Here is a 26,802-nt window from a genome sequence, read left to right as displayed (position 1 = left end):
GCTCCCGCGCGTTCACCCGGTCGGCCGTGCCCGCGGGGCGAAGGCGCCCGCGACCACTGTCGCGTCGTCGTGGCGCTTGGCGACGGACGCCCCGCGGCGCTCCTCCTCGGCCCGTACCCAGGCGAGGAGGGAGTCGGGGCCGCCGGACTCCAGGCTTCGCCAGATCCGCGGCCAGGGGTGGCCGAAGAGGCCCGCGAGGCGCGCGCAGCCGTCGGTCATCAGCGCGAAGTGCGCCCCGGCGGTGCGCGAGACCCCGGTTACCGCGCGGTAGGCCGCCTCGGGCAGAGCGCCCGCCACCCAGAAGCCGCCCTCGGCATTGCGGTGGGTGCGCACCAGTTCGGCGCTGTAGGGGCGGCCGCCGGGCAGGTGCTCCACCCGGTCGTCCGTGATCGCGGCGACCTCGCCGTCGGCCTCGGCCAGCACAACGGTGCAGTCGGCCAGCACCAGGTACTCCAGTCTGCGCGGACCGGGCGGAGCGTCAGGACCGGCGGGCTCGGGGCGGACCACGGCCACGGTGGCCGACGGGCTGTCGGGATGGTCCGGGTCGCAGCCCGCTCCGTGCGCGCGGCGTGTGGATTCGACCGCCGCAGCCAGGCAGTCGGTCAGCGGCGCCGGCTCCTCGGCGGAGAGTTCCCCGGCCAGCGTGCCGCTCAGCCGGTCCACCAGCCACGAGACGCCGTGCCGGCACCCGGTGTCGAGCCCCGGTACGGCGGTCGCCCCGTCGATCACCAGCGCCCACGCGTCCCCGGCGCACACCCGGTCCTCGTTGGCCCGCCCTTGGCCCTGATCGCTGGCGAAGCTGATGCGCATCCGAGAAGCCTACGAGGCGTCCGCGTGCCGCACCCGCGCACCGGCCGGGCGGGTCGCAGCAGTCCCGGACCCGCCGCGGCCCCGGTCACCCGGCCTGCGCCGCTTCCGGCGCCGGGGCGGTGCGCAGCATGTCCACGACACGCGACCAGCCGTCGGCGCCGTGGCCCCGGTCGACCGCGGTGCGCGCAAGGCCGTGCATGAGCTCGGGGAACCGGCTGTCCAGTCCCGATTCGCGGCTGGTTCGGACGATGTGGTCGAGCGCGGCCAGTTCCATGGCCAGGTTGTCCTCGTCGCCGGGATGCTCACCGGCGTCGACGGCCGCGGCCAGGCCGTCGAAGGCGGCCGGCAGGATCGCGAGCATCTCCTTGGCCCACGGCGCGAAGTCCGCGGCGGCCGATCCCTGCGCGGTGGCCATCGCGCTCGCATGCAGGAAGCCGGTCATCCCCGCGAAGAAGACTTCGAGCATGCCGGTGTCGAGAAGGGCGGCCAGGCCGGGGTCGTCGCCGACGTACTCCGAGCGCGGTGCGAGGACCTCCAGCGCCGGGCGGCTTCGTTCCAGCACCTCCTTTCGGCCGCTGTAGAGGATCAGCGAGTCCTCGGTGCCGATCAGCGGCGTCGGCACCATGATCGCGCCGATGAGCAGGTCCAGTCCCCGCGCGTCCGCCCATGCCTGGGTCTCGCGGGCCTCGACCGGGGACGAGGAGGCGAGTACCACCACGGTGCGCCCGGCCAGGTCCTCGGCCGGAAGGGGTTCGAGCAGCTCGCGAGTGGACCGGTGGTCGCGCAGGCACGTCACGATCGTGGGGGCGCAACGCACCGCGGATGCGAGGTCGGCGGCGACGTCCGCGCCCTCCGATGCCGGCGCCTCGGTCCTGGCACGGGTCCGGTTCCACACGGTGGTGGGCACCCCTTCGGCGAGGAACGCGCGTGCCAGTGCGGACCCCATCGGGCCGAGACCGACCACCGAGACGCCCTGCTGTGCGGATGATGAGGCTGGATTCGTCATGCCGCAAGCATTGGACGGTGCGGCGCCTGCGGCAAGTACCCACTATTTTGTTCGGTACTTACCTGCAGGTGGGTGTACCCGAGGAGTGTGCGGCATGGTCGAATTCCTGTGCGGGCTGGACGCCGCCGTCGCGGTCGTCGGCGGCAAGTGGAAGCCCCTGATCCTCTGGGCGTTGAGCGTCGAGCCGCGCCGGACCGGCGAACTGCGGCGCGAGTTGTCGGGGGTCTCCGAGAAGGTGCTGACCCAGCAGCTGCGCGAGCTCGAACGCGACGGCGTGGTCCACCGCGAGATCCACCAGCAGGTGCCGCCCAAAGTGGTCTACCGGCTCACCCGCAAGGGGGCCGCGCTGGATCGGGCGCTGCGGCCGCTCGGGGAGTGGGGAGAGGAGCACATGGACGCCATCCGCGAGGTCCGGGCCTGATCGGCGGCCCTGCGGCCGGCCGTGCCGGCCCGGTGCGCCGGCCTTTGCGGCGGTCGGCCGCAGGGGTTTCGGTCTACCGCTTGTTCCGGGTGCCCGGCCGCAGGCCCTCGGCCTTGAGCGCTTCGAGGAAGGGCCGCATCAGCTCCGCGAGGCGCTCGCAGCCCCGGCCGCCGATCGCCGCGTAGGGCTCGACCGACAGGGAGTCGGTGCGCTCCTCCAGGTGGCTGCGCATGGTGCGGCCGGTGTCGGTCAGAGACGGGGTGTCCGCCTCGTCGGTGGTGACCAGTCCGCGCTCGACGGCCCCGCGCACGCCCGCGTCCATGTCCTCCTCACTCCAGCCGCGGCTCTTGCGCAGGAACGAGAGCTTGATCGAGCCGGTGGCCGCGTGCGACACGAGTGCGTCCATGGGTGAGACGCCGGCGTCGACGAGCGCTGCGATGTGGCCGTCCCCCCGGAACTCCCGCAGCAGGGTGGCGGCGTGCCAGAGCACCATGTGCGGTTCGTCGGGCCACTCCAGACCGGCGTGGCCGGCGAACAGCGGCCGCCCGTACGGAAGCTCGGCGGCCGCCAGCGCCGCCGTGCGGGCGATCTCGGCGGCCTCCTTCACGGGGTCGGAGTCCACCGCCTCTTCGCCGAGCACGCGGCGCAGCATACGGTCGGCGACGTCGTTGCGGGCCGCCAGCACCGTCTCGGGTGCGGCCAGCGACCAGGCGTGGGGGATGACCGCGCGCACCGCCTGGGGATTGAAGTTGTAGAACGCCGCAGCCACAGCGCCGGGGCCGACGGCGCCCATGGGGGCCGAGCGCGAGGCGAAGTAGTGCATCGCGGGGTTCTCCAGGCCGATGGAGGCGTAGCGGGCCTGGGCCTCGTGAGCGAAGTAGACGGGGACGTGGACGGGTTCCAGCGCCGACCACGCGGTGCGGGCGTTGTCGGGGGACGGCGCGTCGTGGGCCATGGCGATCTCCTCGTGGCGTGGGTGGAAACGCTGCGCAGGCGGGCGGCGCTCCGCAGCGCTCGGCAGGCGGGGCGGTCGGGCAGGGCGTCGAGTGAGGCGGGAAGGGGGTGTTCGGCGGTCGGGCGCCGGCAGCTGCGGTGCGGCGACCGCTTCGTTCCGCAAGGCTAGACAAGGCGTGTCGCCCGGGCCATGCCGCCCCGCGGAATGGGCGCCGGCATCCCCTGTTGACACCGACCGGTCGGTTTGCATAGGAACGTCTACGGCGGTGCGCCGGTCGGCGGGCCGCCCGACAACTGCAGTGGGGAGCGCTTATGGAGGCCTTGGCCACGACCGCGTCCGGTCGCGTCAGCGGTGTCGCCGAAGGCGGGATCAGCGCCTTCCGAGGCATTCCCTACGCCGCACCCCCGGTGGGGCAGGCGCGCTTCGCGGCGCCCCGCCCGCCGGAACCGTGGACGGGAGTGCGCGAAGCCGCCGAATACGGCCCGACCGCGCCCCACCCGCCCTACGAGGCCGGTATCGCCGAGGCGCTGCCCGAGCGCAGCATCCCCGGAGACGAGTACCTCAACCTCAACGTCTGGACCCCCGGAACCGGCGAGCGCGGGCTACCGGTCATGGTGTGGATCCACGGCGGGGCGTTCACCAACGGATCCGGCGCCGAACCCGGCTACGAGGCGAGCGCCTTCGCCCGCAGCGGCGCCGTCGCGGTCACCTTCAACTACCGCTTGGGCGCCGAAGGGTTCGCGCTCGTCGAGGGCGCGCCGGCCAATCGCGGAGTGCTCGACCAGATCGCCGCGCTTGAGTGGGTGCGCGACAACATCGCCGCGTTCGGCGGCGACCCCGACCAGGTCACGGTCTTCGGAGAGTCCGCGGGCGCCATGAGCGTGACCACCCTGATGGCGATCCCGCGCGCCCGCGCGCTGTTCCGGCGGGCCATCGCCCAGTCCGGCGCCGGACACAACACGCTGCGCGCCGAGGACGCCCGCACCGTGGGGCGGGTGCTCGCCGGGCGCCTGGACGTGGGGCCCACGGGCGCGGAACTGGCCGAGGTGTCGCCCAAGCGGCTGCAGGAGGAGCAGACCCGCATCATCGCCGAGTTGCGCGGCAGCGCCGACACCGGGCTGTGGGGCGAGCGGCTGCCCGCCCTGGGCACGCTGCCGTTCTCGCCTGCCGTCGACGGCGAACTGCTCACCCGCCGGCCCGTCGACGCGCTGCGCGCGGGGGAGGCGGCCGACAAGGACCTGCTGATCGGTACGACCACCCAGGAGTACCGGCTCTTCCTGGCCGCGCCCGGCCTGATCGACCACATCCGCGCTGAACACGTCGCCGCCCAGGCGGCCGGGATCGGGCTCGCCCCCGATGCCGTCGAGGTCTACACCCGGCGCAACCCCACCCCCGGCGATGCCCTCGCCGATCTGGGCACCGACGCCGTCTTCCGGGTGCCCGCCACCCGCGTGCTGGAGGCGCGGGCCGCGGCGGGCGGCAGTGGGCGCACCTACGGCTACGACTTCGCCTGGCGCTCCCAGAGGCTCGGCGGGCGCCTCGGCGCGTGCCACGCCCTGGAGATCCCGTTCGTCTTCGACAACCTGGCCGACGGCCGCAACCTCGCCGGCCCGCAGGCGCCGCAGCAGCTCGCGGACGACATGCACCGGGCCTGGGTCCGCTTCGCCTCCACCGGCGACCTCGACTGGCCCCGATGGGACCTGCGGCGGCGCCCGGTCATGCGCTTCGACGCGCCGGAACCGCAGGTCGTGGAGGACCCGGACGCCCGGACCCGCGGGCTGTGGGACGGCGTGGTCGACTAGCCCGAGCTGCCGGCCGGGGCGCGTCCGGCGCCGCCTCGCCTGCGGGTCGGCCTGGACCGAGGGACGGCTCCCCTCGGCTGCCGCGGCGGTCGGCCGCCGCGGCAGCCCCCGTCAGAGTGACGGCGTCTCGGCCTCGGCGTTCCCGGCGGTCTCGCCGCCCGCCTCCGCGGCCCGGCGCTGGGCCGCTTCCACCGTCTCCTCAGCGGAGGCGCGGTCCTGCCAACCGCGGACCTCAGAGCTTTTGCCCGGCTCCAGCCGCTTGTAGATGTCGAAGAAGTGCGTGATCTCCTGCAGCTGGAACTCGGGCATGTTGCGCAGATCGCGGATGTGGTCCTGGCGCGGGTCGCCCACAGGCACGCACAGGACCTTGGCGTCGGGGCCCCGCTCGTCCTGCATCCAGAACACCGCGACGGGGCGCACCCGCACCACGCAGCCGGGGAAGGAACGCTTCTCAAGCGGAACCATGGCGTCCAACGGCTCGCCGTCCTCGGCCAGCGTGCCGGGGATGTAGCCGTAGTCCGCGGGGTACTGCGTCGACGTGAACAGGGTGCGGTCGAGCCGGATGCGGCCCACCTTGTGGTCCATCTCGTACTTGTTCTGCGACCCCTGCGGGATCTCGACGACCATGTCGAGTTCCATGCGTACCCTCCTCGCGGTGTTTCGGTAGTGGCGCCGAGGCGGCCGACGCCGGGGTCGGCGCACCCCCCTCCCCGTGGGCGCTCGGCACGGCTTCCGTTGCGGCGCTGCCCGCGGAGCGCGCCCGCCGTGCCGGTCACCATGCCGCACGCTACCCGCAGCCCGGTCCGCTTCCGCCCCCTACCCCCGATTCCCGCATGCGCACACGCGTGCGGTGGTACACCCGGCGCCGGGCGAAGGACGGATCCGCCGGTCTCAGCGCGCGGGCTCGATCACCGGGTACTCGCCCGTCTCCGCCAGGCGCTGGGCCAGCCGCTTGCGCAGCGGATCCAGGACCGCGGCGGCCGTCTCGGCGCAGGCCGGGTCCGCGATCAGGTTGTGCAGCTCGTGCGGGTCGTCGTGGAGGTCGTAGAGGTAGGCGTCGACGTAGCGGTCGGCCGCGGGGGTGTCCCAGGCGTCGGCATCGGGGGCCACCACGCCGTACTTCCACCGCGGGGTCCGCAGCGCCCTGCCCAGCTCCGCCTCGCTGATCTGCACCAGGACGTCGTCGGGCCGGTCGTCGGCCTCGCGGCGCACCAGCGGCAGCAGCGAGCGCCCGTCCATCTCCTCGGGAACCTTCAAGCCTGCCGCGTCCAGCAGCGTCGGCGGCAGATCGATGTGGCTGACCAGGCGCTGCAGCGGGCGGCCGGTGTCCAGGCCGGGCCCGCGCAGGACGGTGGGCACGCGGATGGAGGCGTCGTGGCAGCTGCGCTTGTACTCGGCGTTGCGGGTCTTGAAGTGGCACCCGTGATCGGAGGTGAACAGGACGACGGTGTTCTCGGCCAGTCCCTGTTCGTTCAGCGCGGCGAGCACCCGGCCGAGGCACTCGTCCAGCCGCTTGACCATGCCGAGGTAGCCGCCGAGGTGCTCGGCGGAGTTGCCGCCCAGCGCCGCTAGATCGCCGGGTGTCCAGGTGCCGGCGTAGCGCTCTGCGTAGCCCTCGGGCGCCGGATAGTCGTCGCGCTGGTTCTGGTGGTGGGGCTCCAGGAAGGACAGGAACAGCAGGAACGGGGCGTCGCGCTCGCGGGAGATGTAGTCGACTGCGGCGTCGGTGAGCGCGTCGGCGCGGTAGCCGGGCAGTTCGCGGGCCCGGCCGTCGCCGTCGTAGAGCGTGGTCTCATAGGCGTCGGACGTGAACTCCAGCAGGTTGGAGGCCAGCCAGTCGCGGTAACCGCCCCGCTGTTCGGGGCGCACGGGACCGGCGGTGTCGGTGTCGCCCAGGTGCCACTTGCCGATGTAGCCGGTGTCGTAGCCCGCCTCGTTGAAGCGGTCGGCGAGCGTGGGCGTGTCCTCGGGCAGCGGGATGTTGTTGCGGAAGCAGCCGACTTGGGCGGGGTAGCGCCCGGTCTGCAACGAGGCGCGCGACGGCGCGCAGACCGGCTGGCAGGTGAAGGAGTTGTACACGTGCACCCCTTCCGCGGCCATCCGGTCGAAGTTGGGGGTCAGGTCGCGGGGAGCGCCGTGCGCGCCGGTCGCGTCCCACCGCTGCTGGTCGGTGAAGAACACGATGACGTTGGTGCGGTCGGCCCCGGAAGTGCTGGTCACTGCGGTCGAATCCTCGCCTTCTCGCCGTCGCGGCGGGCCGTGGGGCCGCCGCGACGGACTTCGCTCGGTGCGTCGCTACTGCGTCGGGCCGCCGACCGCGGCCGCCTCCTCCTCGCGCTCGGCGGTGTCGACGTGCCGGGTCTCGCGCATGAACAGCGTCGAGACCACCGAGACCGTGCCCAGGCCGACGACCAGCAACGCCACCGGCCAGGCCGCCTCGTCGCCGGCGATCAGCAGCGAGGTGGCGATGGCCGGTACGAAGCCGGCGACCATGGCCGAGGACTGGTAGGCGAAGGACATGCCGGAGTAGCGGACCTTCACGCTGAACATCTCGGTGAACAGTGTGGCCTGCAGGCTCGACATGCACACAGCGCCGCCCACGGCGGCCATGCCCATGCCGATCCACGCCCACCACATGCTGCCCGTCTCCAGTAGCCAGAAGTAGGGGAAGGCCGTCAGCGCGACGAGGACGCCGCCGGTCATGTACAGCGGGCGGCGGCCGACCTTGTCGGAGAGGGCCCCGGCCACCGGCATCAGCGCCAGCCCGATGACGTTGTAGACGACGATCCCGGTCAGGGCGACGCCCTGGGCGTAGCCGAGCGTGGTGGTCAGGAAGCTGATGGCGAAGGGCTGGTAGATCTGGGAGGTCCCGGCCTCGCCGAGGCGGGCGCCGAACCCCACGACGATGCTGCGGGGGTGGCGCTTCAGCGCGGTCCACAGCGGGAGGCGCTCCTGAGTCTCGGCCTGCTTGACGCGGTCGAAGGCGGGCGTCTCCGCGATCTTGAGCCGTACGATCAGGCCCACCACCAGGAGTACGGCGCTGAGCAGGAAGGGGACGCGCCAGCCCCAGGCGAGGAAGTCGTCGTCGGGCATCAGGGCGAACAGGCTCACCACCGACACCGCGATGAGGTAGCCGATGGGGCCGCCGGTCTGGGGCAGGCTGCCCCAGAAGCCGCGCCGGGAGCGCGGCGAGTGCTCGACCGTGAGCAGCGACGCGCCGCCGAACTCGCCGCCCAGGCCCAGGCCCTGGATCAGGCGCAGTGCGACCAGCAGGATCGGCGCCCAGACGCCGATCGTGTTGTAGTCGGGGAGGAGCCCGATCAGAAACGTCGCGCCGCCGATGATGAGCATCGTGGCGACGAGGATCTGCTTGCGCCCGACGCGGTCGCCGAGGTGGCCGAACAGCAGCGCGCCGACGGGGCGCGAGACGAAGCCGACGCCGAACGTCGCCAGCGAGGCCAGCGTGCCGACCAGGGGATCGGCGTCGGGGAAGAAGAGTTCGTTGAAGACCAGCGCGGCCGAGAGCCCGTAGAGGTTGAAGTCGTACCACTCCAGCAGTGCGCCGGAGAGGCTGGCCGCGACGACCTTGGACATCGGCTGGCGTGTGGATTCGCTCGGGCTTGTCATGTCGGCCCTCGTGGATCGGCGATGGCGCGGCGGAGTTCCGGGGGAGCGGCGACGGTGCGGGACGCGGGCGGACCGCGCCCGACGCGCCGGAGGTCGCCGCGAGTGCCGCGGCGAGGTCTGTTATTCGATTAACATGGCGTACGTTACATCCGCCGCTCCGGGATCGTCCAGCGGTGCGCGTCGCACGGTGCGTCCGAGGGCGCACCGGGATCCGGAGCCCGCACGGCAGCGGACTAGTGTGCTGGACGTGGCAGTGACCGAGCCTCCCGAACGACCCACGCAACGCGACATCGCCCGCCGCGCGGGCGTATCGACCGCGACGGTCTCCTACGTGCTCAGCGGCCGCCGCGGCGGTGCGAAGCCGCCGCCCGAGGAGACCCGCCAGCGGGTGCTGCGCGCTGTCGCCGAGATGGGCTACCAGGTCGACCACGCCGGGCGCAGCCTGCGCCGGCGGCGCAGCGGCCTGGTCGCCTTGATGTACCCGGCGCCCTCCAGCCCCTGGTCGGACCGGTTGGCCGAGCAGATGCAGGAGGCGTCGGCCGAGCGCGGCCTGGGCGTGGTGGCGCTGCCGATGAGCGGTGCCGCCGCCGGAGAGGCGCTGCTGCGCGTCCTGCGCGAGCGCTACGTCGACGGCGCGGTCCTGCTGCCCGACTGCCCGGTGGATCCGGAGGAACTCGCGGTGCTGGCCCGGCAAGGGCTGTCCCTGGTGGTCTTCGACGACGACCTCGCCCCCGAGGGCTTCGACGTCGTGCGCCAGGACCGCGCCCGGGCCTGCCGCGACGCCGTCGAGCACCTGATCGCCGCGGGCCACCGCCGGATCGCCTACCTCGGCCACCCGGGCGAGGACAGCCGTCGCACCGCCCCGTCGGTGAAACTGAGCAGCTACCGGCAGGTCCTGCAGGAGAACGGCATCTGCGCCGCAACCGACCTGGTGCTGCCCGTGGCCGACTCCCGCTCCCAGGCCTACGCCGCGGTGCGGGACCTGCTGCGCCGTCCCGACCCGCCTACAGCCGTCGTATCGGCCACCGACCGCGCCGCGATCGACGCGGTGTGGGCCGCCCGCGACCACGGTGTCCCGGTGCCCGGCGGGCTGGCCGTCAGCGGCATCGGCAACATCTCCGAAGGGCTGGTGATCACCCCGGCCCTCACGACGGTGGGCGCACGCGAGTTCGACTTCTCCGCCCAGGTCGCCCGCCTCTTCGAGCGCCTGGACGCCGGAGCCCCCCTCGACGGCGAGGTGATGAGCGCCCGCTGGGAGCTCATCGTCCGGGACTCCGCATGACGGCCCTCGGTCGAAGCCCTCGGTCGGAGCCCGGGGGCGTCGGCACGAGCGGTGACCGACCTGGTCGAATGGTTCGCTTCACCCGGATTCGCGCGGGGGCGAGGGGGAACAGGGAGGACACGGCCTCCCCGCGCGACCGCTCGGGCGGGCCCGCGGGCGACGGGACGTCGCGCCGCAACCGCAATCCACACCGTTCCGAGGACACCGGACCTGCTCCACCCGTCCCCGAGGCACTCGGGCACCCTGTGGCGCCGGACGCGTTCCCTCAGCGGGACGCGTGCCGGGCCGAGAGCCGGATCACGATCCGACGCACCTCCGGACTCCCCGGACGGCAGGCGATCGGGTAGAACCATGAACAACAGACTCCTCGCCGGCGCACCGCCGACGGCCGTGCTGGCCGGATTGGCCGGGTTGTCCGCCTGCTCCACGGGCGAGTCCGCGGAGCCCGCGGCCGGTTCCCAGCCGGAGACCGAAACCGCCACCGAGACGGAGACCGTGCCCCGGGAAGAGGGCGGGAAAGCGGAGCAGGAGGCGGAACCGGCTCCCGAGTCCGCTCCGCCGCTGGGGGCGTTCACCGGACTCGCCGGAAGCGACGGCGTCTTCGCCATGCGCGTCAACGAGGCCTATGTGGACGACGACGGCGTGATAACCGACGGCATGGGAACCACCGACCGGGCCGCAGACGGCAGCGAGTTCGTGATCTTCAACGTCCAGATCACCAACGAGTCGTCGGCTCCGGCCTACTTCGACTGGGGCGGTTCCTACGCCTACGATGCCGAGGCCAATCAGTACGTCGACGATTTCGACGCCGCCTTGGCCGCGTGCGACACCTACTGCAGCGAGGATCTGAACCCCGGAGCCAGCGAGGAGACGGACGTCGTCTTCGAGATGCCGCAGGGCGCGGAGATCGTCTCGCTGGAACTGCGCTCCGATCCCTACGGTTCGGGCTCCCCGGCGGTCATCGAACCGTAGAGAGGGGAGCGGCCGGCGCCGCCGGGTGCTCTGCTGCGCTCGGCCCCGAGGGCGGTTTCGGGGGGCGGGAACGGCTCCGGGGACATGCTGGAGCGGGGGTCGTGGAGTGTCCCCGCCGGGGAGTCCGCCGCCGGGTGGTCGTCTAGCCTCGAAGGACGCACAGCCAGCTCCCCGAAGCCCTTGTGGAGGCGCACCGTGACCGCTTCGAGCACTCCCGCCGCGCCCGTGGCCGTCCTGCGCCGGGGCGGGGCGGGGCTGGTCGTCGACCTCGCGCCCAGGGCCGGCGGCGGGCTGCCCGAGGTGCTGCACTGGGGCGCCGATCTCGGCCCCCTCCCACCGGGGGCCGCCGAGCACCTGCGCACCACCTCCGTTCCCGCGGTGCCCGGCAGCGCTCCCGACACCCCGCGCGGGTTCACCGTCCTGCCTACCGAGGCCGACGCCTGGGCCGGAACCCCGGCGCTCAGCGGACACCGCGCGGGGGCGGCCACCGCACCGCGGCTGCGGCTGCGCGGCCACAGCACCGACTCCGGCGCATCCGCCGACACCCTCCTACTGGACCTGCACGATCCCGGCGCCGGCCTCGCGGTGGAACTGCGCTACCGGCTCGACGACTGCGGGGTGCTGCGGGCCGGCGCCGCCGTCACCGCCGAGCCCGCCCCGGCCGCCGCGGACCCCGGCGGCCCCGAACACCCCCGCGCGCCCTACGACCTCGCCGGGCTGCGTCTGCTGCTCCCGCTGCCCGCCCGCGCCGCCGAGGTCCTCGACCTCACCGGCCGGTGGGTGCGTGAGCGGAGCCCGCAGCGGCGCGCCATGGCCGACGGCACGGTGCTGCGGCGCGCCCTGCGCGGCCGCCCCGGCCACGACAGCCCCCTGCTGATGGCCGCCGGCACCCGCGCGTTCGGGTTCCGCGCGGGCGAGGTCTGGGCCGCCCACGTCGCCTGGAGCGGCGACCAGGAGTACCTCGTCGAGCGGCTGCCTGAGGGCGCCGGCGCCCACTCGGCCGTGCTGGGCGGCGCCGAGGCGCTGCGCCCGGGCGAGATCCGGCTGGAGCCGGGGGAGTCCTACGAAGCTCCCGAGGTCGTGTTCGCCCACTCCACCGCCGGGCTCGACGGCGTCTCGGAACGCCTGCACGCCGCCCTGCGCGCCCGTCCCGAGCATCCCGCCCAGCCGCGCCCGATCGTGCTCAACACCTGGGAGGCGGTCTATTTCGACCACGACCTGGACCGGCTGCGCACGCTGGCCGACAGCGCCGCCGCCGTGGGCGTGGAGCGCTTCGTGCTCGACGACGGCTGGTTCCGGGGGCGGCGCAGCGACAGCAGCGGCCTGGGCGACTGGACCGTGGACCCCGACACCTGGCCGCAGGGTCTGGACCCCATCATCGAGCACGTGCGGGCGCTGGGCATGGACTTCGGCCTGTGGGTGGAACCGGAGATGGTCAACCTCGACTCCGACCTCGCCCGCAGCGGCCCCGACCGGCTGCTGCACCCCGAGGGCGCCCCCGGCCGCTCGTGGCGCCACCAGTACGTGCTGGACATCGCGCGCCCCGATACCTGGCAGCACATCCACGACCGGCTCGACGCGCTCCTGCGGCGCTATCCCGTCCGGTACGTGAAATGGGACCACAACCGCGACCTGTACGAGGCCGTGCACGCGGCCGGTGCCGGATCCGCGGATGCGGGCGCATCGGAGGCGGGCACCGGGCGCGTCCCCGGCGTCCATCGCCAGACACGCGCCCTCTACGCCCTGCTGGACTCGCTGCGCGAGCGCCACCCCCACGTGGAGTTCGAATCGTGTTCAAGCGGCGGGGGACGCGTCGACCTGGGCATCCTGGCTCGCACGGAACGGGTCTGGGCCTCCGACTGCAACGACCCGGTGGAGCGCCAGACCATCCAGCGCTGGACCGGCCTGCTGCTGCCGCCCGAACTCGTCGGTTCGCACGCGGGCCCGCCGGTCGCCCACACCACCCACCGCCGGACCGAGACCGCGTTCCGGCTGGCCACCTCCCTGTTCGGCCACGCCGGCATCGAGTGGGACCTCACCGACTGCTCCGAACGGGATCTCGCCACGGTGGCCGCGTGGACGGCGCTGGTGCGCGAGTTCCGGCCCCTGCTGCACACCGGCCGCACCGTGCGCAGCGACGAGACCGATGCCGGAGCCCTGCTGCACGGCGTCGTGTCGCAGGCGGGCGAGCGCGCGCTCTACTGCTTCGCACGCCTGGAGACGGCGCCGGCCGAGCAACCCGGCCGCACCACGCTGCCCGGGCTCGACCCGCAGCGGCGCTACACCCTGCTCCACCGCACCGAACTGGGCGATCCCACCCGCGGCGATGCGGGCGCGCCCGGGTGGATGCACGCCGCCACACCCGCCCCGGTCGTGACGGGCACCGCCCTGGAACACCTGGGGATCCCCATGCCCCGGCTCTTCCCGGCCCAGGCGGTGCTGATCGAGGCCGTCGCCGAAGAGTAGCGGCAGGCGGCCCGCCCCGACGCCGAATGCCGCCGGACGGCCCGGCCGCCGGCGATCTGCGGGCGAACCGCTGCAGCCGGGCTGCTGAGCGCGCCGCGAAAGCCGGGGCCGCCGTCGGGGACGGCGGCCCCGGCGGGTCGTCCGTGCCCGTCGCGGCGCCTGGCCTACGCGGCCCTCACACCGCCTTGGACAGGGAACTCTTCAGGCTCGGCGACCATGCGGCGGCCGTCGCCGCCGCGCTGCCCGCGGCCTCGGCGACGTCGCTCACGGTCGGCTCGGGCGGCTCGGCGCCGGCCGAGTAGAGCAGCTCGTCCAGGTCGCCGACGACGCGGACGCCCGACTCGCGCAGGTCCTCGATGTCGGTACGGCTCCAGGAGTCCACCGATTCGCGGAACCGCGCGGGGATGCCCAGCCGCGGCCCGCGCTGGGAGCGCTGTGCGAACCCCTCTATGATCCGCGTGCGCAGCCGCCGGGCGTCATCGGCCGGCCACTCGGCCCCCGAGAGGTTGGAGTTGAGCGTACGCAGCACTTCGGCCTCGGGCGCGGTGACTCCGCTGTGCACGGTCGTGGTGTCGTCGGGTGCGGGGACGCCCGAGGCGTCGCCGAGCTCGATCGCCTCCAGGAACCGGTGCCACAGCCGGTCGGCGGGCGACCCCGGGTTGCTGATGAGCGTCACCTTGTCGGGACCCACGATCGAGGCCCACCGCCGAGCCAGTCGGCCCAGTGCGAACGCGCGCCACAGGTGGGTGTTGTGGTCCTCCTCCAGCGGGTCCCAGCCCGACTCGCGCTGCCGGGCCAGCTGGCGCAGGTAGGAGTGGAAGCTGCTGGACTTGCCGTTGCGGATGTGCTGCTGCCACACCGACGGCAGCAGCTTGCCCAGCCCGCGCGCGGTGATGAACACCCGGGTGTCGGAGGCGCCCAGCGCATCGATCGTCTTGCGGGCGGCCTCGGTGCGCACCACCGACAGCGCCTCGGCCGAGACGATCGCGGTTCCTTCCCACGACCGCACCTGCTTGTGCAGGTTCTCCCACCACGTGCGCTCCTTCGCGGCGCGCTCCTCGGTGACCCAGGAGTACTCGTCGCCCAGCAGCGCATAGGTGGCGGTCTCGTGGTAGTTGACCCGCGTGGCGCCCGCTCGCCGCCGCGGCGGGACCGGATAGAGCGCGCCGATCGCGGCGAGCTCCTCTGTGCGGTCCTGCATCATCTGCTGCAGATAGGTCGTTCCGGATTTCTGCACTCCGATGTGCAAGACGAGCCGCTCGGCCACCGAATACTCCACTTCCTAGGCACTGCGCGCAAAAGCTACCGGCGCCGGGCGAGCAGGGAGCGAACCCTGAGCGAACGCCGGGATTCGATCAGGTGTGCCGCCGTGCCCTGCGTCGGCCGAGCCGGCGCCGGACCGCGCCGCGCGGTGGCGGATCCGGTTGGTCGAACGGTACCGGAACCCCCGTGCGATAGGAACGCGAGCAGCGCCGGGCCCTCCGCCCCCCTTGCCGTGCGCAGCGGCCTGTGGACGCCCGCCGCCGAATGTCGTACGGGAGCCCTACATTCGAACGTGCCCCCGCGAGGCGGGGGTGAGGCGAGCGGACGCCAGACACGGGGGCCGGCCCGCGTTGGAACCGGGCCGGCCCCCGCTCGCCGGGCCCTGCCGGCGGCCGATACGGGGGCCGGCAGGGCGCCGTTCCGCCGTCGCGCGGAGCGAGGCCCGGACGCGGCCGCCGCAGGCTGCCGTGGCGGCTCGCGCTCAGCCGCCCGAGCCCACCTCGGCCACCGCCTGGTCGATCTGTTCGGCCAGCTCGACGTCGGCAGTGGTGACGGCGCCCACCGAGGCCGTCTGCAGGACGAACTGGATGCCGTCGGTCGTGCGCCGGTGGCGGGCGCTGTGCCCCGCTTCGCCAGTGAGCTTGTCGAGGCGCGACAGCAGCGGCGGGATCCGGTCGGCGGGGACCTGCACGGTACGCACCAGGGAGTCGCCGTCGGCCTCCCACTGGGGCAGGCGCTGCAGGGCGGCGTCGAGGGTCTCCTTGTCCAGTCGGCTGGGCTCGCCGGTGAACCCGGTGTCGGCCCGGCCTCGGGCCCCCGTGGGGTCGGCGATCCAGCCCGCAAGCTCCTGGGGCAGGGCGGACGCCAGGCCGTCGGAGACCGACGGCTCGGATCGGGCGATCTCGGCCAGCACGACGCGCGTGACGTGCAGTCCCTGTTCAGGTTCGCAGCCGAGGTCGCCGGCGACCTGCTGGGCGATTCCGCTGGTACCGGTGGCCATCTCCACGCGGTCGATCTCCGGGTCCCGCGCCTGAGGCGGTTCGCTCCACAGGGACGCGGGCAGGCTGTCGCGGAGCTCCTGGCGCGTCTGCGCGTCGAGCCGTCGGGCGACCGAGGGGATGACCGCACGGATCGCCCGCCCCGCTTGGTCGGTGTCACCCACCTCGCTGTGCGCCGCGACCCGTTCCACGAGTTCCTGATGCGCGACCATCGGCCCACCTCTCGATTCGGCTGCACGGGGCCGGGGCGGGCGCCGGGCGGACCGCCGCGCCGCCGCCGGAGCGCGCCGCGCCGGGCGCGGTCGGGGCGGCGGTCGCTCGTCGGCGCCGCACCCGCGGCTTGTGGGCCGACTAACCCGACGCGGTGCGGTGAAACCGGCGCGGGGTAGGGCGGAACCGCAGGCAGCGCGCCGGTCCGGGGGCCGGGGGCAGTGGCGGCAGCGGAGGGGCGTGAGCGGGGCCAGGTCCCCTCGGTCGGGCGAGTGCGCCGTCGCGGGTGCATAGCCTGCGCATCTGGTGGTAGCGGACCTGCGACAAGTCAGGCCGTCCGGTGAACGGCGCAGAACCGGTCGGTACCGCTTCCACGACGGACTGGAGGGGGACATGAAGCACGACGCCTTCATCGGTCAGGTACAGGATCGCGCCCACCTCGACAGCCGCGGCGCCGCCCAGGCGTTCACCCGGGCGACGCTGGAGACCATCGCCGAGCGGATCAACCCCGACCTCGCCGACGATCTCGCCGCTCAGCTCCCGCAGGAGATCGGCGAGAACGTCCGGCGCGTCACCGAGCAGTGGGTGCCCACCCAGCGGTTCGGCCAGGACGAGTTCGTCCGCCGCGTGGCCGAGCGCGCCCACGCCGACGAGCCGAAGGCCGCCTTCGCCGCCCGCGTGGTGTTCGAACTGCTCGACGAGGCGACCACCGGCAACGTGATGGGCAAGGTCCGCGAGGGGATGCCCGAGGACCTGCGCGCGTTCTCGCTGGCGGGCAGCAGCGGCAACGCCTGAGGCGGTAGCGCTCGCCGCGCATGAACGCGGCGGCCGGTCGACGGCTGGCCGCCGGGCACGCGCGGACCATCCGGCGCGCCTCGGCACCGCCCTGCCGCGCCCGGCCCGCTGCGGCGCGGGCCGGGGCCATACGCGGGCGCACCGCCGCGGCCCGTTCGTTTTGCCGCACGGCCCGGTCACGAGAGGCTGAAGGTATGACCGCCAAAACCATGCGCGCAATGTCGCAGAACGCCCACGGTGGCCCCGAGGTGCTCCACGAAGTGGAGCTCGACGTGCCCCGGCCCGGCCCCTCGCAGGTCCTGGTGCGGGTGCACGCTGCCGGGCTCAACCCCACCGATTGGAAGCACCGCTCCGATCGCCTGTTCCTCGGCGATCCGCCCTACGTGCTGGGCTGGGACGTCTCGGGCGTGGTCGAGGCCGTGGGGATCGGCGTGACCGTACTCGAGCCGGGCGACGAGGTCTTCGGGATGCTGCCCTACCCCTACGGGGCGGGCGCCTTCGCCGAGTACGCGGTCGGCCCCGCGCGCTCCTTCGCACGCAAGCCCCGAGGGCTGAGCCACGTGGAGGCCGGTGCCATACCGCTCGCGGCGCTGACCGCCTGGCAGGCCCTGGTGGACACCGCGCACGTGGAGTCGGGCCACCGCGTGCTCGTCCACGCGGCCGCGGGCGGCGTCGGACACTTCGCAGCGCAGATCGCCACGTCCCTGGGCGCCCGCGTCTTCGGCACCGCAAGCGCCGGCAAGCACGACTTCCTGCGCGGGGTCGGGGTCGACGAGCCCATCGACTACCGCGAGACCGACTTCACCGAGGTGGTCGACAAGGCCGACGCCGTGCTCGACACCATCGGCGGCGACAACGCCTTCCGCTCGCTGCGCGTGCTGCGCGGCGGCGGCACGATGGTCACGATCCTGCCGATCCCTCCCGAGGGGCTGCTCGACGAGGCCGATCAGCGCGGCGTGCACGCCAAGCCCATGCTGGTGGAGTCCGACCACGCCGGTATGACGGCCGTCGCCGACCTCGCGGACTCGGGCCGCCTGCGCCCGCACATCAGCGAGGTCTTCCCCCTGGAACGGATCGCCGACGCCCACCGCGCGGGCGAGACGGGCCGCACCACCGGCAAGCTCGTGATCGACGTGGCCGGCGAGGCCTGAGCGGCGCAGTCGTGGCGCCGGCGGCCGTGGCGGCGTCGGCGCCACGGCCGCCCGCACGTGCAGCCCGGCGGCTGCGGGGAGGCTACTGGCTGGACACCGCCGAGGCACCCTTGCGCAGCACGTACTTCTGGATCTTGCCGGTTGCCGTCTTGGGCAGCTGGTCCACGAACTCCACCTGCGTGGGCGCCTTGAAGTGCGCCAGGTTGTCGCGGGCGAAGCCGATCAGCTCCTCCTCGGTGGTCGCGGCCCCCTCACGCAGGACCACCGAGGCCTTGGGCGTCTCGCCCCAGCGCTCGTGCGGCACGCCGACGATCGCCGCCTCCAGGACGGCGGGGTGGCGCAGCAGGACGCCCTCGACCTCGATGGAGGAGATGTTCTCGCCGCCGGAGATGATGACGTCCTTGATGCGGTCCTGGATCTCGACGAACCCGTCGGGGTGGGTGACCGCGGCGTCGCCGGTGCGGAACCAGCCGTCGCCCATCACCTTCTCGGTGGCCTCGGGGTCCTGGTAGTAGCCGGCCATCACGACGTTGCCGCGCACCGCGATCTCGCCGACCGTCGTGCCGTCCCAGGGCACCTCGCCGCCTTCGGAGTCGAGGACCTTCAGCTCGCCGGAGGTGATCAGCTCGACGCCCTGGCGCGCCTTGACCGCCGCGCGCTCGTTGCCGGCCAGGTCGGCGTGCTCGGGCCAGGGCTCGCACACGGTGATGAACGGCGTGGTCTCGGTGAGCCCGTAGACGTGGGTGACCGACCAGCCGAAGGTGCCCTCCAGCCGCTCGATGGTGTCGGCGGCGGGGGAGGCCCCGGCGGTGACCACGTGCACGCCGGGCGGGACCGCGCCGCGGACCTCCTCGGGGGTGTTGGCCAGGGTGATCAGCACCGTCGGCGCCGCGCACAGCCAGGTGACGCCCTCCTCGCGGATCAGGTCGAACACGCGGCCGGGGTCGATGGCGCGCAGGCACACGTGTGCGGCGGCCGCCGCGGTGACCGTCCAGGTGTAGGTCCACCCGTTCGCGTGGAACATCGGCAGCGTCCACAGGTAGCGCTCGCCGAGTCCGATGCGCAGGTGCAGCAGCGTGCCCACCACGTTCATGTAGGCGTTGCGGTGGGTGATCATCACGCCCTTGGGGCGGGCTGTGGTGCCGCTGGTGTAGTTGATCGTCAGCAGGTCGGTCTCGGCGATCTCGGGCCGTGTGAACTGCGGCTGCGCGGCGGCGACGAGGGACTCGTAGTCCTGCCAGCCCTCGCCGGAGCCCTCCAGCGCGACGAAGTGCTGCACGCCGGGCATCTGGTCGCGCACGCCGTCGACCACGGCCAGCTGGTCGGAGTGCGCGCACAGCACCGTGGCGCCGGAGTGGTTGACGATGTAGACGAAGTCGTCGGCGGAGAGCCGGTAGTTGATCGGCACCAGTACCGCGCCCAGCTGCGGCACGGCGTAGAAGGACTCCAGCTGCGCGTGGGTGTTGGGGGCGATGTAGGCGACGCGGTCGCCCTTGCCCACGCCCATCCGCTCCAGCGCGGCCGACCAGCGGTCGCAGCGGTCGAAGAACTGCTCGTAGGTCAGCCGCGTGCCCTGGTCGACGACCGCTTCGCGCTGCGGATGCAGCCTGCGCGTACGGCGGGCGAACTCCAGCGGCGTAAGGGCGGTTTCCATGGCGACTTCTCTCCTGACAGCGGCGGCGTGCGTATCGTCCCCGGGTACCTGGGTGCCACGAAAATACGGCGCGCCCGCCACTCGGGACAAGACCGGCACACAACCGGCACCCGACCAGCTCGCAGCGGGGGAATCGCGCGTCGCACGGCCGCCGCGAGCGGCGGCGGCAGACCGGCGTGCGGCAGCCGCCGTGCAGACCGGAACCTCAGGCGTGCGCCGCCTCCGCCGCGGTGAACGCGGTGAGGCCGGAGGCGCAGGTGGTGAGGGCGCGGCGCAGGGCGGCGGCGTCCTCGGGCGCGACGTCGCGCAGCATGCGCTCCTCCAGGAGGTCGGCCCCGCGGTCGCAGGCCTCCAGGGCCGCGCGGCCCTCGTCGGTCAGGTAGGCGCGTAGCACGCGCCGGTTCTCCGGGTCGGGCTCGCGGCGGATCATCGCCTTGGCCTCCAGCGCGCCCACCATCTCGGTCATCGCCTGCGGGCTGACGAAGGAGCGCCGGGCCAGCTGCGCGGCGGACAGCCCGGGCTGGGCCCGCAGCACGCTCAGGGCCGTGTACTGCAGGGTGGTCAGCCCGTGCTCGCGGGTGACGCCGTCCAGGTGTGCACGGGCGATCAGCTCGATCCGTTTGACCAGGTAGATGATGCGCGGTTCGGATTCCTCGGTCGTGACCTGCGCACGAGCGGATTCGATCATGATTGACACATTATCAAGGTCCTTGCTACATATTCATCAAGGTCCCTTATATCAAGGAGTTTGACATGGAGTCTGCGGACAGGGCCGCGCACGACGGCTCGTCCCCGCCCTGGGGGGAGGCGGTCCTCGTCGAGTTCGACGAAGGCATCGCCTGGGTGACGCTCAACCGGCCCGACAAGCGCAACGCGATGAATCCCCGCCTCAACGAGGAGATGGTCGCCACCCTCGACGCGCTGGAGGGCGACGAGCGCTGCCGCGTCCTGGTCCTCACGGGCGCGGGAGACTCGTGGAGCGCCGGGATGGACCTCAAGGAGTACTTCCGCGAGGTCGACGCCTCCGGTGACCCCGCGCTGCAGAACCGCGTGCGCCGGACCGCAGCGGAATGGCAGTGGCGGCGGCTGTCCACCTACTCCAAACCGACCGTGGCCATGGTCAACGGCTGGTGCTTCGGCGGCGCGTTCACCCCGCTCGTGGCCTGCGACCTGGCCGTCGCCGACGAGGACGCGGGCTTCGGCCTCTCGGAGATCAACTGGGGCATCCCGCCCGGCGGCGTGGTCAGCCGGGCGCTCGCGGCGCTCGTGCCGCAGCGCGACGCGCTGTACCACATCATGACCGGCGAGGCCTTCGACGGACGGGCGGCCGAGCGCATGCGCCTGGTCAACGAGGCCGTTCCGGGCGAGCGCCTGCGCGAGCGGACCCGCGATCTCGCCCTGCGCCTGGCCCACATGAACCCCGTCGTCCTGCGGGCCGCCAAGACCGGCTACAAGCTCGCCGCCGAGATGCCCTGGGACCAGGCCGAGGACTACCTCTACGCCAAGCTGGAGCAGTCGCAGTTCCTCGACCCCGAACAAGGGCGCAGCCAGGGCATGGAGCAGTTCCTCGACGCCAAGAGCTTCCGGCCGGGCCTGGGCCGCTACGCGCGCGGCTGAGTCCGTGCCGCCACGGCCCCGGGGGACGGGAAGGGCCCCGGCCCCGTCCCCCGCCGCGGCCCTTCGCACAGGGGCACATCCCCCTCCTGGAACGGAGACACCGTGACCGGTACGCCCCCCTCCACCGACGCCTCGCAGCAGCGCGAAGCCCGCAAGATCGCCCTCGCCAGCTTCATCGGCACCAGCATCGAGTGGTACGACTTCTTCCTCTACGGTGCCGCGGCCGCGCTCGTCTTCGGCCCTCAGTTCTTCCCCTCCGACAACGCCCTCGCCAGCCAACTGGCCGCGCTCTCCACGTTCGCCGTCGGGTTCATCGCCCGCCCCCTCGGCGGGATCATCGCCGGCCACCTGGGCGACCGGGCCCTCGGCCGCAAACGGATGCTCGTGGTCTCCCTCCTGGTCATGGGCGTGGCCACGGTCCTGATCGGGCTGCTGCCCACCTACGCCCAGATCGGCGCCGCGGCCCCGATCCTGCTCGTCGTGCTGCGCCTGGCCCAAGGACTGGGCGTGGGTGCGGAATGGGGCGGCGCCGCGCTCATGGCCGTGGAGCACGCGCCGCCCGGACGGCGCGGGCTCTTCGGAGCCGCGCCCCAGCTCGGCGTGCCCGCCGGGGCGATCGCGGCCAACCTCGTCATGCTGGGCTCCTCGGCCATGACAGCCGAGGCGTTCGCCCAATGGGGGTGGCGGATCGGCTTCCTCGCCAGCGTGGTGCTCATCGTCGTCGGCTATGTGATCCGCCGGCGCATCAGCGAGAGCCCGCTGTTCGAGGAGGAGCGGCGCAAACGGCAGCAGAGCGAGGACGCTCCGCGGTTCGCACCGCTGTCGGAGATCCTGCTCCGCCACCCGCTGGGCGTCGTGCGCGCCATGTTCGCCACCGCCGCATCGACCGGCCTGGGCTACATCGTGCTGGTCTACACGCTGTCCTACGGCACCACCGAGCTGAGCTACTCACGCGACGCGCTGCTGGTCGTGGTCATCCTCGCCAGCACCCTCCAACTGGCCGCCATCATGGGCTGGTCGGCGCTGTCCGACAAGCTCGGGCGGCGGCGCGTGTTCATCGGCGGCGGCGTCGCCCAGATCGTGCTGGTGATGTTCTTCTTCCCGATGTTCGAGCGCGAGACGATCCTCTGGGCGCTGCTGGCCTGCTGCCTGGCCATCATCGTCGTCTCCGCCCAGTACGGCCCGCTGCCCGCGCTGCTGTCGGAGCTGTTCCCCACCCGCGTGCGCTACAGCGGCATCTCCACCGGCTACCAGCTGGGCAATGTCATCGGCGGCGGACTGGCGCCCATCGTCGCCACCGCCCTGTTCGCCACCCAAGGCGGGTCGTTCGCCGTGAGCCTCTACCTCGCGGGGATGGCGCTGCTGGCCACCTTGGCGGTGCTGCTGACCCCCGAGACCTACCGCCGCGACCTCCGGCGCGTCTGACCCGCGCCGCCCGCCACCGCACTCAGCCCTACGTTCCTGGGAGGCCGCAATGCGCAACCACGGCGTCGGATCCTGGCCCGCCCGGCGCGGCCGTGCGGCGGGTGCGCGCACCGCAGTCGTGCACGCCGGCCGCGCGGCCGCCTACCGGGAGCTCGACGAGCGCTCCCGGCGGGTGGCCCACGCGCTGGAAGAGCGCGGGGTGGCCAAAGGCGACCGCATCGCCTACCTGGGCGCCAACCGGCCGGAGTTCCTTGAGGCGATGTTCGGCGCCGCGCTGCTGGGGGCGGTGTTCACCCCCTTCAACACCCGCCTGGCGTTCGCCGAGCTGGAGGTGCTGGCGGCCGACAGCGCGCCTGTGCTGCTCGTCGCCGACGCCGACCGCCGCGGCGACGCCGAGGCGCTCTACGGAGCCGGGCTGGTGGGCGGCTTCCTGGTCGTCGGCGGCGATCAGGTCCGGGGCGGGGAGCAGGACCTGGAGCGGGCCGTGGCCACGGCGCCGAGCGGGGAGATCGACAGGCCCGTCGAACTCGACGATCCCTTCCTGCTGCTCTACACCTCCGGCTCCACCGGCCGTCCCAAGGGAGTGGTGCTCACCCACGGCAACGTCACCTGGAACTGCGTCAACTCCGTCGTCGACACCGATCTTCTGAGCACCGACACCGCCCTGGTCAGCGCGCCGATGTTCCACACAGCGGCGCTGAACATGCTGTGCCTGCCGGTGCTGCTCAAGGGCGGGAGGCTGCTGCTGGAGGAGCGGTTCGACGCCGAGCGCAGCCTCGACCTCATCGAGCAGGAGGGCGTGACGGTGATGTTCGGAGTGCCCGCCATGTACGAGAGCATCGCCCGCTCGCCCCGATGGCAGGAGGCCGACCTCTCCGGTCTGCGCCTGCTGATGTGCGGCGGCGCGCCGGTGCCGCCGCCGCTCATCGAGCTGTACATGGCGCGCGGCCTCGCGTTCGTCCAGGGCTACGGACTGACCGAGGCGGCCCCGGGAGCGCTGATGCTGCCCGTGGCCGACTGCGGGAACAAGGCGGGCAGCGCCGGCGTCGCCGCGTTCTTCACCGACGTGCGCACCGCCGAGCCCGGGCCGGGTCCGTCCGAGGTGCTGGTGGAGGGCCCCAACGTGACCCCGGGTTACCGCAACCGCCCTGACGAGACCGCCGCGGCGCTGCGCGAGGGGTGGCTGCACACCGGAGACGCCGCCGAGGTCGACGGCGACGGGTACTTCCGCATCGTCGACAGAGTGAAGGACATGTACGTCACCGGCGGGGAGAACGTCTATCCGGCGGAAGTCGAGGCCGCCCTCGCCGCCCACCCCGCCGTGCGCGAGTGCGCAGTGGTGGGCGTCCCCGACGGCACGTGGGGCGAGGCCGGCGCAGCGGTGGTGGTGCCCGCCTCCGACCACCGCCCCGACCCTTCCGAGCTGCGGCGGTTCCTCGGGGAGCGGCTGGCCCGCTACAAGATCCCGGTGTCGTTCGACTTCGCCGGCGCGCTGCCGCGCAGCGGAGTCGGCAAGATCGACAAGAAGGCCCTGCGTGCTCGCTTGGACGGCGCACGGACCGGGGACCGCGGGCCGTCCGGGCCCTGACTCGTGGCCCGGTGCCGGGTATCCGACGGCGAACGGCAGGGCCGCACCCCCGCGGGGGTGCGGCCCTGCCGTTCTTGTTCGCACCGCGGGCGTCCGCGGTGTTCAGTGCGCGGCGTTGAGGGTGCCCGAGAGGTCCTTGTGCAGTTCCTCGCTGGGGATGTTCAGGCCGGAGATCTCGGCCGTGATGCCGTGCTTGGCGAACTTGTCCACGGCGTGGTCCAGTGCCGCCACCGCCGAGGAGTCCCACATGTGCGCGCGGGAGAGGTCGATGACCACCTTCTCCACGCCCTCCTCGCCGTAGTTGAACCGGGCGGTCAGCTCGTTGCTGGAGGCGAAGAAGAGGTCGCCGCGCACGGAGTAGACCCGCACCCCGCCCTCGGGGTCGAGCACGCTGGTCACCCCGGAGAGGTCGGCGACCCCGCGGGCGAACAGGGCCGTGGAGGCCAGCACGCCCACGATCACGCCGATGGCGAGGTTGTGGGTAACGACCACGACCGCGACGGTGATCACCATGATGGCCGTCTCGGTCCAGGGCATCCGCCGCAGGGTGGTGGGGGCGATGCTGTGCCAGTCCATGGTGGCGATGGACACGAACACCATCACCGCGACGAGGGCGGCCATGGGGATCACGGCGACGACGTCGCCCAGCACCGCCACGAGGATCAGCAGGAACACACCGGCCATGAGCGTGGACAGGCGGGTGCGGGCGCCGGAGCGCACGTTGATCATCGTCTGGCCGATCATCGCGCAGGAGGCCATGCCGCCGAAGAAGCCGGTGATGATGTTGGCCAGGCCCTGGCCGCGGGCCTCGCGGCCCTTGGCCGAACCCGTCTCGGTGATGTCGTCGACCAGCTTGGCGGTCATCAGCGACTCCATCAGCCCCACCAGAGCCAGCGTCAGGGAGTAGGGGGCAACGGTGCGCAGCGTGTCCATGGTCAGCGGCACGTCGGGCAGGAAGGGGATCGGGAAGCTTGAGGGCAGATCGCCCATGTCGCCGACGGTGGGCACCCTGACGCCGGAGGCGACGGCGATGGCCGTCAGCACGATGATGGCCACCAGCGGCGCGGGCACCGCCGTGGTCAGCCGGGGGAGCAGGAAGATGATCGCAAGTCCGCCTGCGATGAGGGCGTAGACCGGCCAGCCCTCGCCGGCGAAGTGCGGCACCTGGGCCATGAAGATGAGGATGGCCAGGGCGTTGACGAACCCCGTCATGACGCTGGGCGGGACGAACCGCATCAGCTTGGCCACCCCCAGCAGTCCCAGGACCACCTGGAAGACGCCGGCCAGAATGGTCGCGGCCAGCAGGTAGTCGACGCCGTGCTCGCGCGCCAGCGGTGCGACGACCAGCGCCATGGCCCCGGTCGCCGCCGAGATCATGGCCGGGCGCCCGCCGAGGAAGGCGATGGAGACCGCCATGGTGAAGGAGGCGAAGAGCCCGATGCGCGGGTCGACGCCGGCGATGATCGAGAACGAGATGGCCTCGGGGATCAGGGCGAGGGCGACGACGAGGCCGGCGAGCACCTCCGTGCGCAGCCTCGACACGGACAAGGACGGAATCGGGAGGCGTCGGCGAGGGCTGGTCTGCTGGGCGGTCATGAAACCAATCTCGGCTGGGCGCACACAACGTGACCGGTGCAGGGCGGCGCGCGCCCTCACCGGGCACACGTCGGAGCGCGCGGTGGTCTGCTGCGATCGCAGGTCGGGGCATGGCTCCCGCTGGAGGCCGCCCTGGGAGCGGCTCCGTGAGCGGCACCGTTGCCGCCTGCGGGCGAGAGTCGAGCGACCGGACCGCGAGTCGGGTGCGGCGGAGAAGGGATGGCCGCGGCGGCGGATCCGGCGCACGCCAAGCCTACTTTCACGTAAGGATCAGAGTCACCGTCTGCGCACGAGAGCCTGCCCACACCTCGCCGGACGGAGGGGCGCGCGGCGCGTGGAGGAGGGCACTCCGCGCAAGCGCGGACGCCTCTGGTTTTATCCACCCGAATCACCACAAGACAGGTGACCTAAACGCGGGGCGGAACCTGCCGGTGGCCCGCCCTTTTTCGCCTGCTTTGCGGCGAATCCGGGTGGATGTCGTACGACGGTGGCAGCCCTGTACGCGGGCGGGCCGGATCGCGCCCGGCACATGAAAAGACCAGCGGCCGCATATGCGATTCCGCTGGTCGAAGGGTGAAAGCGCCGGTGCCCCCTGGAGGATTCGAACCTCCGCACACGGCTCCGGAGGCCGTTGCTCTATCCCCTGAGCTAAGGGGGCGCTTTGCGAGATCCAGACTAGCAGGCGCCGCAGGGTGGGTCGTGCAACTACCGCGGGCTTGGCGGATCGCCAGCGGAGGCGTGGGCGGGGACGCTAGTCTCGCGCCCGTGGGTGATGGTCTGGCACGGGTACTGGTGGTCGACGACAACGAGGTGATCAGGCAGCTGATCGCCGTCAACCTGCAGCTTGAGGGCTTCGAGGTGCACACCGCGGTTGACGGCGAGGACTGCCTCGCCCGCGTGGGCGAGATCCGGCCGGATGTGATCACCCTGGACATCATGATGCCCCGGCTCGACGGCTGGGTGGCCGCCTCGCGGCTGCGCGAGGACCCCGCCACCTGCGGGATGCGCGTACTGCTGATCACCGCCCGCGCCCAGGAGGACGACGTCAGGCGCGGACAGGAGATCGGCGTCGACGCCTACCTGACCAAGCCGTTCGACCCCACCGAGCTCATCCGGCTGGTCCGCGAGCTCGCGGAGCACAGCCGGGCCGAGCAGGCCGGCTGA

22 protein-coding genes and 1 tRNA gene are annotated in these 26,802 nt (G+C 72.9%); 11 read left to right on the top strand and 12 right to left on the bottom strand.

Annotation, left to right across the window (positions count from 1 at the left end):
• Positions 1-12 precede the first annotated feature (12 nt).
• Positions 13-810, bottom strand: a complete 798-nt coding sequence (locus LP52_RS20265; RefSeq protein WP_040275892.1) for a protein phosphatase 2C domain-containing protein — start codon at positions 808-810, stop codon at positions 13-15.
• 85 nt (positions 811-895) lie between these two features.
• Positions 896-1,816, bottom strand: a complete 921-nt coding sequence (locus tag LP52_RS20260) for an NAD(P)-dependent oxidoreductase (protein WP_040275890.1) — start codon at positions 1,814-1,816, stop codon at positions 896-898.
• Between the two features lie 94 nt (positions 1,817-1,910).
• Between LP52_RS20260 and LP52_RS20255 the strand changes: the two genes are divergently transcribed.
• Complete coding sequence (locus LP52_RS20255) at positions 1,911-2,237, top strand: winged helix-turn-helix transcriptional regulator (protein ID WP_040275888.1); 327 nt, start codon at positions 1,911-1,913, stop codon at positions 2,235-2,237.
• Positions 2,238-2,310: 73 nt separating this feature from the next.
• Here LP52_RS20255 and LP52_RS20250 read toward each other — a convergent pair whose 3' ends face one another.
• Positions 2,311-3,192, bottom strand: a complete 882-nt coding sequence (locus LP52_RS20250; protein ID WP_040275887.1) for an SCO6745 family protein — start codon at positions 3,190-3,192, stop codon at positions 2,311-2,313.
• A 311-nt stretch (positions 3,193-3,503) separates the two neighbouring features.
• Between LP52_RS20250 and LP52_RS20245 the strand changes: the two genes are divergently transcribed.
• A complete protein-coding gene (locus LP52_RS20245) occupies positions 3,504-4,994 on the top strand; it encodes a carboxylesterase/lipase family protein (RefSeq protein ID WP_040275885.1) in 1,491 nt (496 codons plus the stop codon).
• Between the two features lie 111 nt (positions 4,995-5,105).
• Here the strand turns inward: LP52_RS20245 and LP52_RS20240 are convergent, their stop codons facing one another.
• From LP52_RS20240 to LP52_RS20230, 3 genes are all read right to left on the bottom strand, one after another.
• Positions 5,106-5,633, bottom strand: a complete 528-nt coding sequence (locus tag LP52_RS20240) for an inorganic diphosphatase (RefSeq protein WP_040275884.1) — start codon at positions 5,631-5,633, stop codon at positions 5,106-5,108.
• Positions 5,634-5,885: 252 nt separating this feature from the next.
• On the bottom strand, positions 5,886-7,214 hold the full coding sequence (locus LP52_RS20235) for a sulfatase-like hydrolase/transferase (RefSeq protein ID WP_040275882.1): 1,329 nt from the start codon (positions 7,212-7,214) through the stop codon (positions 5,886-5,888).
• A 75-nt stretch (positions 7,215-7,289) separates the two neighbouring features.
• Positions 7,290-8,621, bottom strand: coding sequence for an MFS transporter (locus tag LP52_RS20230; protein ID WP_084723357.1), 1,332 nt, complete (start codon positions 8,619-8,621; stop codon positions 7,290-7,292).
• Between the two features lie 247 nt (positions 8,622-8,868).
• Here LP52_RS20230 and LP52_RS20225 point away from each other — a divergent pair, with 247 nt between their 5' ends.
• The 3 genes from LP52_RS20225 to LP52_RS20215 all read left to right on the top strand — a co-directional run bounded on the left by LP52_RS20225 (position 8,869) and on the right by LP52_RS20215 (position 13,341).
• The gene (locus LP52_RS20225; RefSeq protein ID WP_169775391.1) at positions 8,869-9,903 is read left to right on the top strand and encodes a LacI family DNA-binding transcriptional regulator; all 1,035 of its coding nucleotides are present in this window, start codon (positions 8,869-8,871) and stop codon (positions 9,901-9,903) included.
• Between the two features lie 351 nt (positions 9,904-10,254).
• Positions 10,255-10,875: a DUF4352 domain-containing protein gene (locus LP52_RS20220; RefSeq protein ID WP_040275881.1), complete on the top strand. Its 621-nt coding sequence runs from the start codon at positions 10,255-10,257 to the stop codon at positions 10,873-10,875.
• Positions 10,876-11,070: 195 nt separating this feature from the next.
• The gene (locus LP52_RS20215; RefSeq protein ID WP_238581012.1) at positions 11,071-13,341 is read left to right on the top strand and encodes an alpha-galactosidase; all 2,271 of its coding nucleotides are present in this window, start codon (positions 11,071-11,073) and stop codon (positions 13,339-13,341) included.
• Positions 13,342-13,516: 175 nt separating this feature from the next.
• Here the strand turns inward: LP52_RS20215 and LP52_RS20210 are convergent, their stop codons facing one another.
• Positions 13,517-14,608: a hypothetical protein gene (locus LP52_RS20210; RefSeq protein ID WP_052810068.1), complete on the bottom strand. Its 1,092-nt coding sequence runs from the start codon at positions 14,606-14,608 to the stop codon at positions 13,517-13,519.
• 477 nt (positions 14,609-15,085) lie between these two features.
• On the bottom strand, positions 15,086-15,814 hold the full coding sequence (locus LP52_RS27835; protein WP_040275879.1) for a DUF2267 domain-containing protein: 729 nt from the start codon (positions 15,812-15,814) through the stop codon (positions 15,086-15,088).
• Between the two features lie 391 nt (positions 15,815-16,205).
• Between LP52_RS27835 and LP52_RS20200 the strand changes: the two genes are divergently transcribed.
• Both LP52_RS20200 and LP52_RS20195 read left to right on the top strand, forming a co-directional pair.
• Entirely contained in the window at positions 16,206-16,607 is a 402-nt protein-coding gene (locus tag LP52_RS20200; protein ID WP_040275875.1) for a DUF2267 domain-containing protein, read from the top strand.
• A gap of 194 nt (positions 16,608-16,801) precedes the next feature.
• The gene (locus LP52_RS20195; RefSeq protein ID WP_040275873.1) at positions 16,802-17,758 is read left to right on the top strand and encodes an NADP-dependent oxidoreductase; all 957 of its coding nucleotides are present in this window, start codon (positions 16,802-16,804) and stop codon (positions 17,756-17,758) included.
• A gap of 82 nt (positions 17,759-17,840) precedes the next feature.
• Here LP52_RS20195 and LP52_RS20190 read toward each other — a convergent pair whose 3' ends face one another.
• Both LP52_RS20190 and LP52_RS20185 read right to left on the bottom strand, forming a co-directional pair.
• The gene (locus LP52_RS20190; RefSeq protein WP_040275872.1) at positions 17,841-19,412 is read right to left on the bottom strand and encodes a long-chain-fatty-acid--CoA ligase; all 1,572 of its coding nucleotides are present in this window, start codon (positions 19,410-19,412) and stop codon (positions 17,841-17,843) included.
• A 205-nt stretch (positions 19,413-19,617) separates the two neighbouring features.
• Positions 19,618-20,100, bottom strand: a complete 483-nt coding sequence (locus tag LP52_RS20185; RefSeq protein WP_040275871.1) for a MarR family winged helix-turn-helix transcriptional regulator — start codon at positions 20,098-20,100, stop codon at positions 19,618-19,620.
• Positions 20,101-20,165: 65 nt separating this feature from the next.
• Here LP52_RS20185 and LP52_RS20180 point away from each other — a divergent pair, with 65 nt between their 5' ends.
• From LP52_RS20180 to LP52_RS20170, 3 genes are all read left to right on the top strand, one after another.
• On the top strand, positions 20,166-21,029 hold the full coding sequence (locus LP52_RS20180; RefSeq protein ID WP_040275870.1) for a p-hydroxycinnamoyl CoA hydratase/lyase: 864 nt from the start codon (positions 20,166-20,168) through the stop codon (positions 21,027-21,029).
• A 102-nt stretch (positions 21,030-21,131) separates the two neighbouring features.
• A complete protein-coding gene (locus LP52_RS20175; RefSeq protein WP_040275869.1) occupies positions 21,132-22,454 on the top strand; it encodes an MFS transporter in 1,323 nt (440 codons plus the stop codon).
• A gap of 49 nt (positions 22,455-22,503) precedes the next feature.
• The gene (locus tag LP52_RS20170) at positions 22,504-24,042 is read left to right on the top strand and encodes an acyl-CoA synthetase (RefSeq protein WP_040275868.1); all 1,539 of its coding nucleotides are present in this window, start codon (positions 22,504-22,506) and stop codon (positions 24,040-24,042) included.
• A gap of 102 nt (positions 24,043-24,144) precedes the next feature.
• On the opposite strand, the gene LP52_RS20165 is transcribed toward LP52_RS20170, so the two are convergent.
• Together LP52_RS20165 and LP52_RS20160 are read right to left on the bottom strand one after the other, a co-directional pair.
• Positions 24,145-25,638 carry a SulP family inorganic anion transporter gene (locus LP52_RS20165; RefSeq protein ID WP_040275866.1) on the bottom strand — a complete coding sequence of 498 codons (1,494 nt, stop codon included), beginning with the start codon at positions 25,636-25,638 and terminating at the stop codon, positions 24,145-24,147.
• Positions 25,639-26,224: 586 nt separating this feature from the next.
• Positions 26,225-26,296 (bottom strand) — tRNA-Arg (locus LP52_RS20160).
• Between the two features lie 107 nt (positions 26,297-26,403).
• On the opposite strand from LP52_RS20160, the gene LP52_RS20155 reads away from it, so the two are divergent.
• Positions 26,404-26,802 carry a response regulator transcription factor gene (locus LP52_RS20155; protein WP_238581011.1) on the top strand — a complete coding sequence of 133 codons (399 nt, stop codon included), beginning with the start codon at positions 26,404-26,406 and terminating at the stop codon, positions 26,800-26,802.

The sequence above is a fragment of the Streptomonospora alba genome, assembly GCF_000826685.1.
GTDB classification, from domain to species: Bacteria; Actinomycetota; Actinomycetes; order Streptosporangiales; family Streptosporangiaceae; genus Streptomonospora; species Streptomonospora alba.
This window is presented reverse-complemented; position numbering and strand designations above follow the sequence as displayed.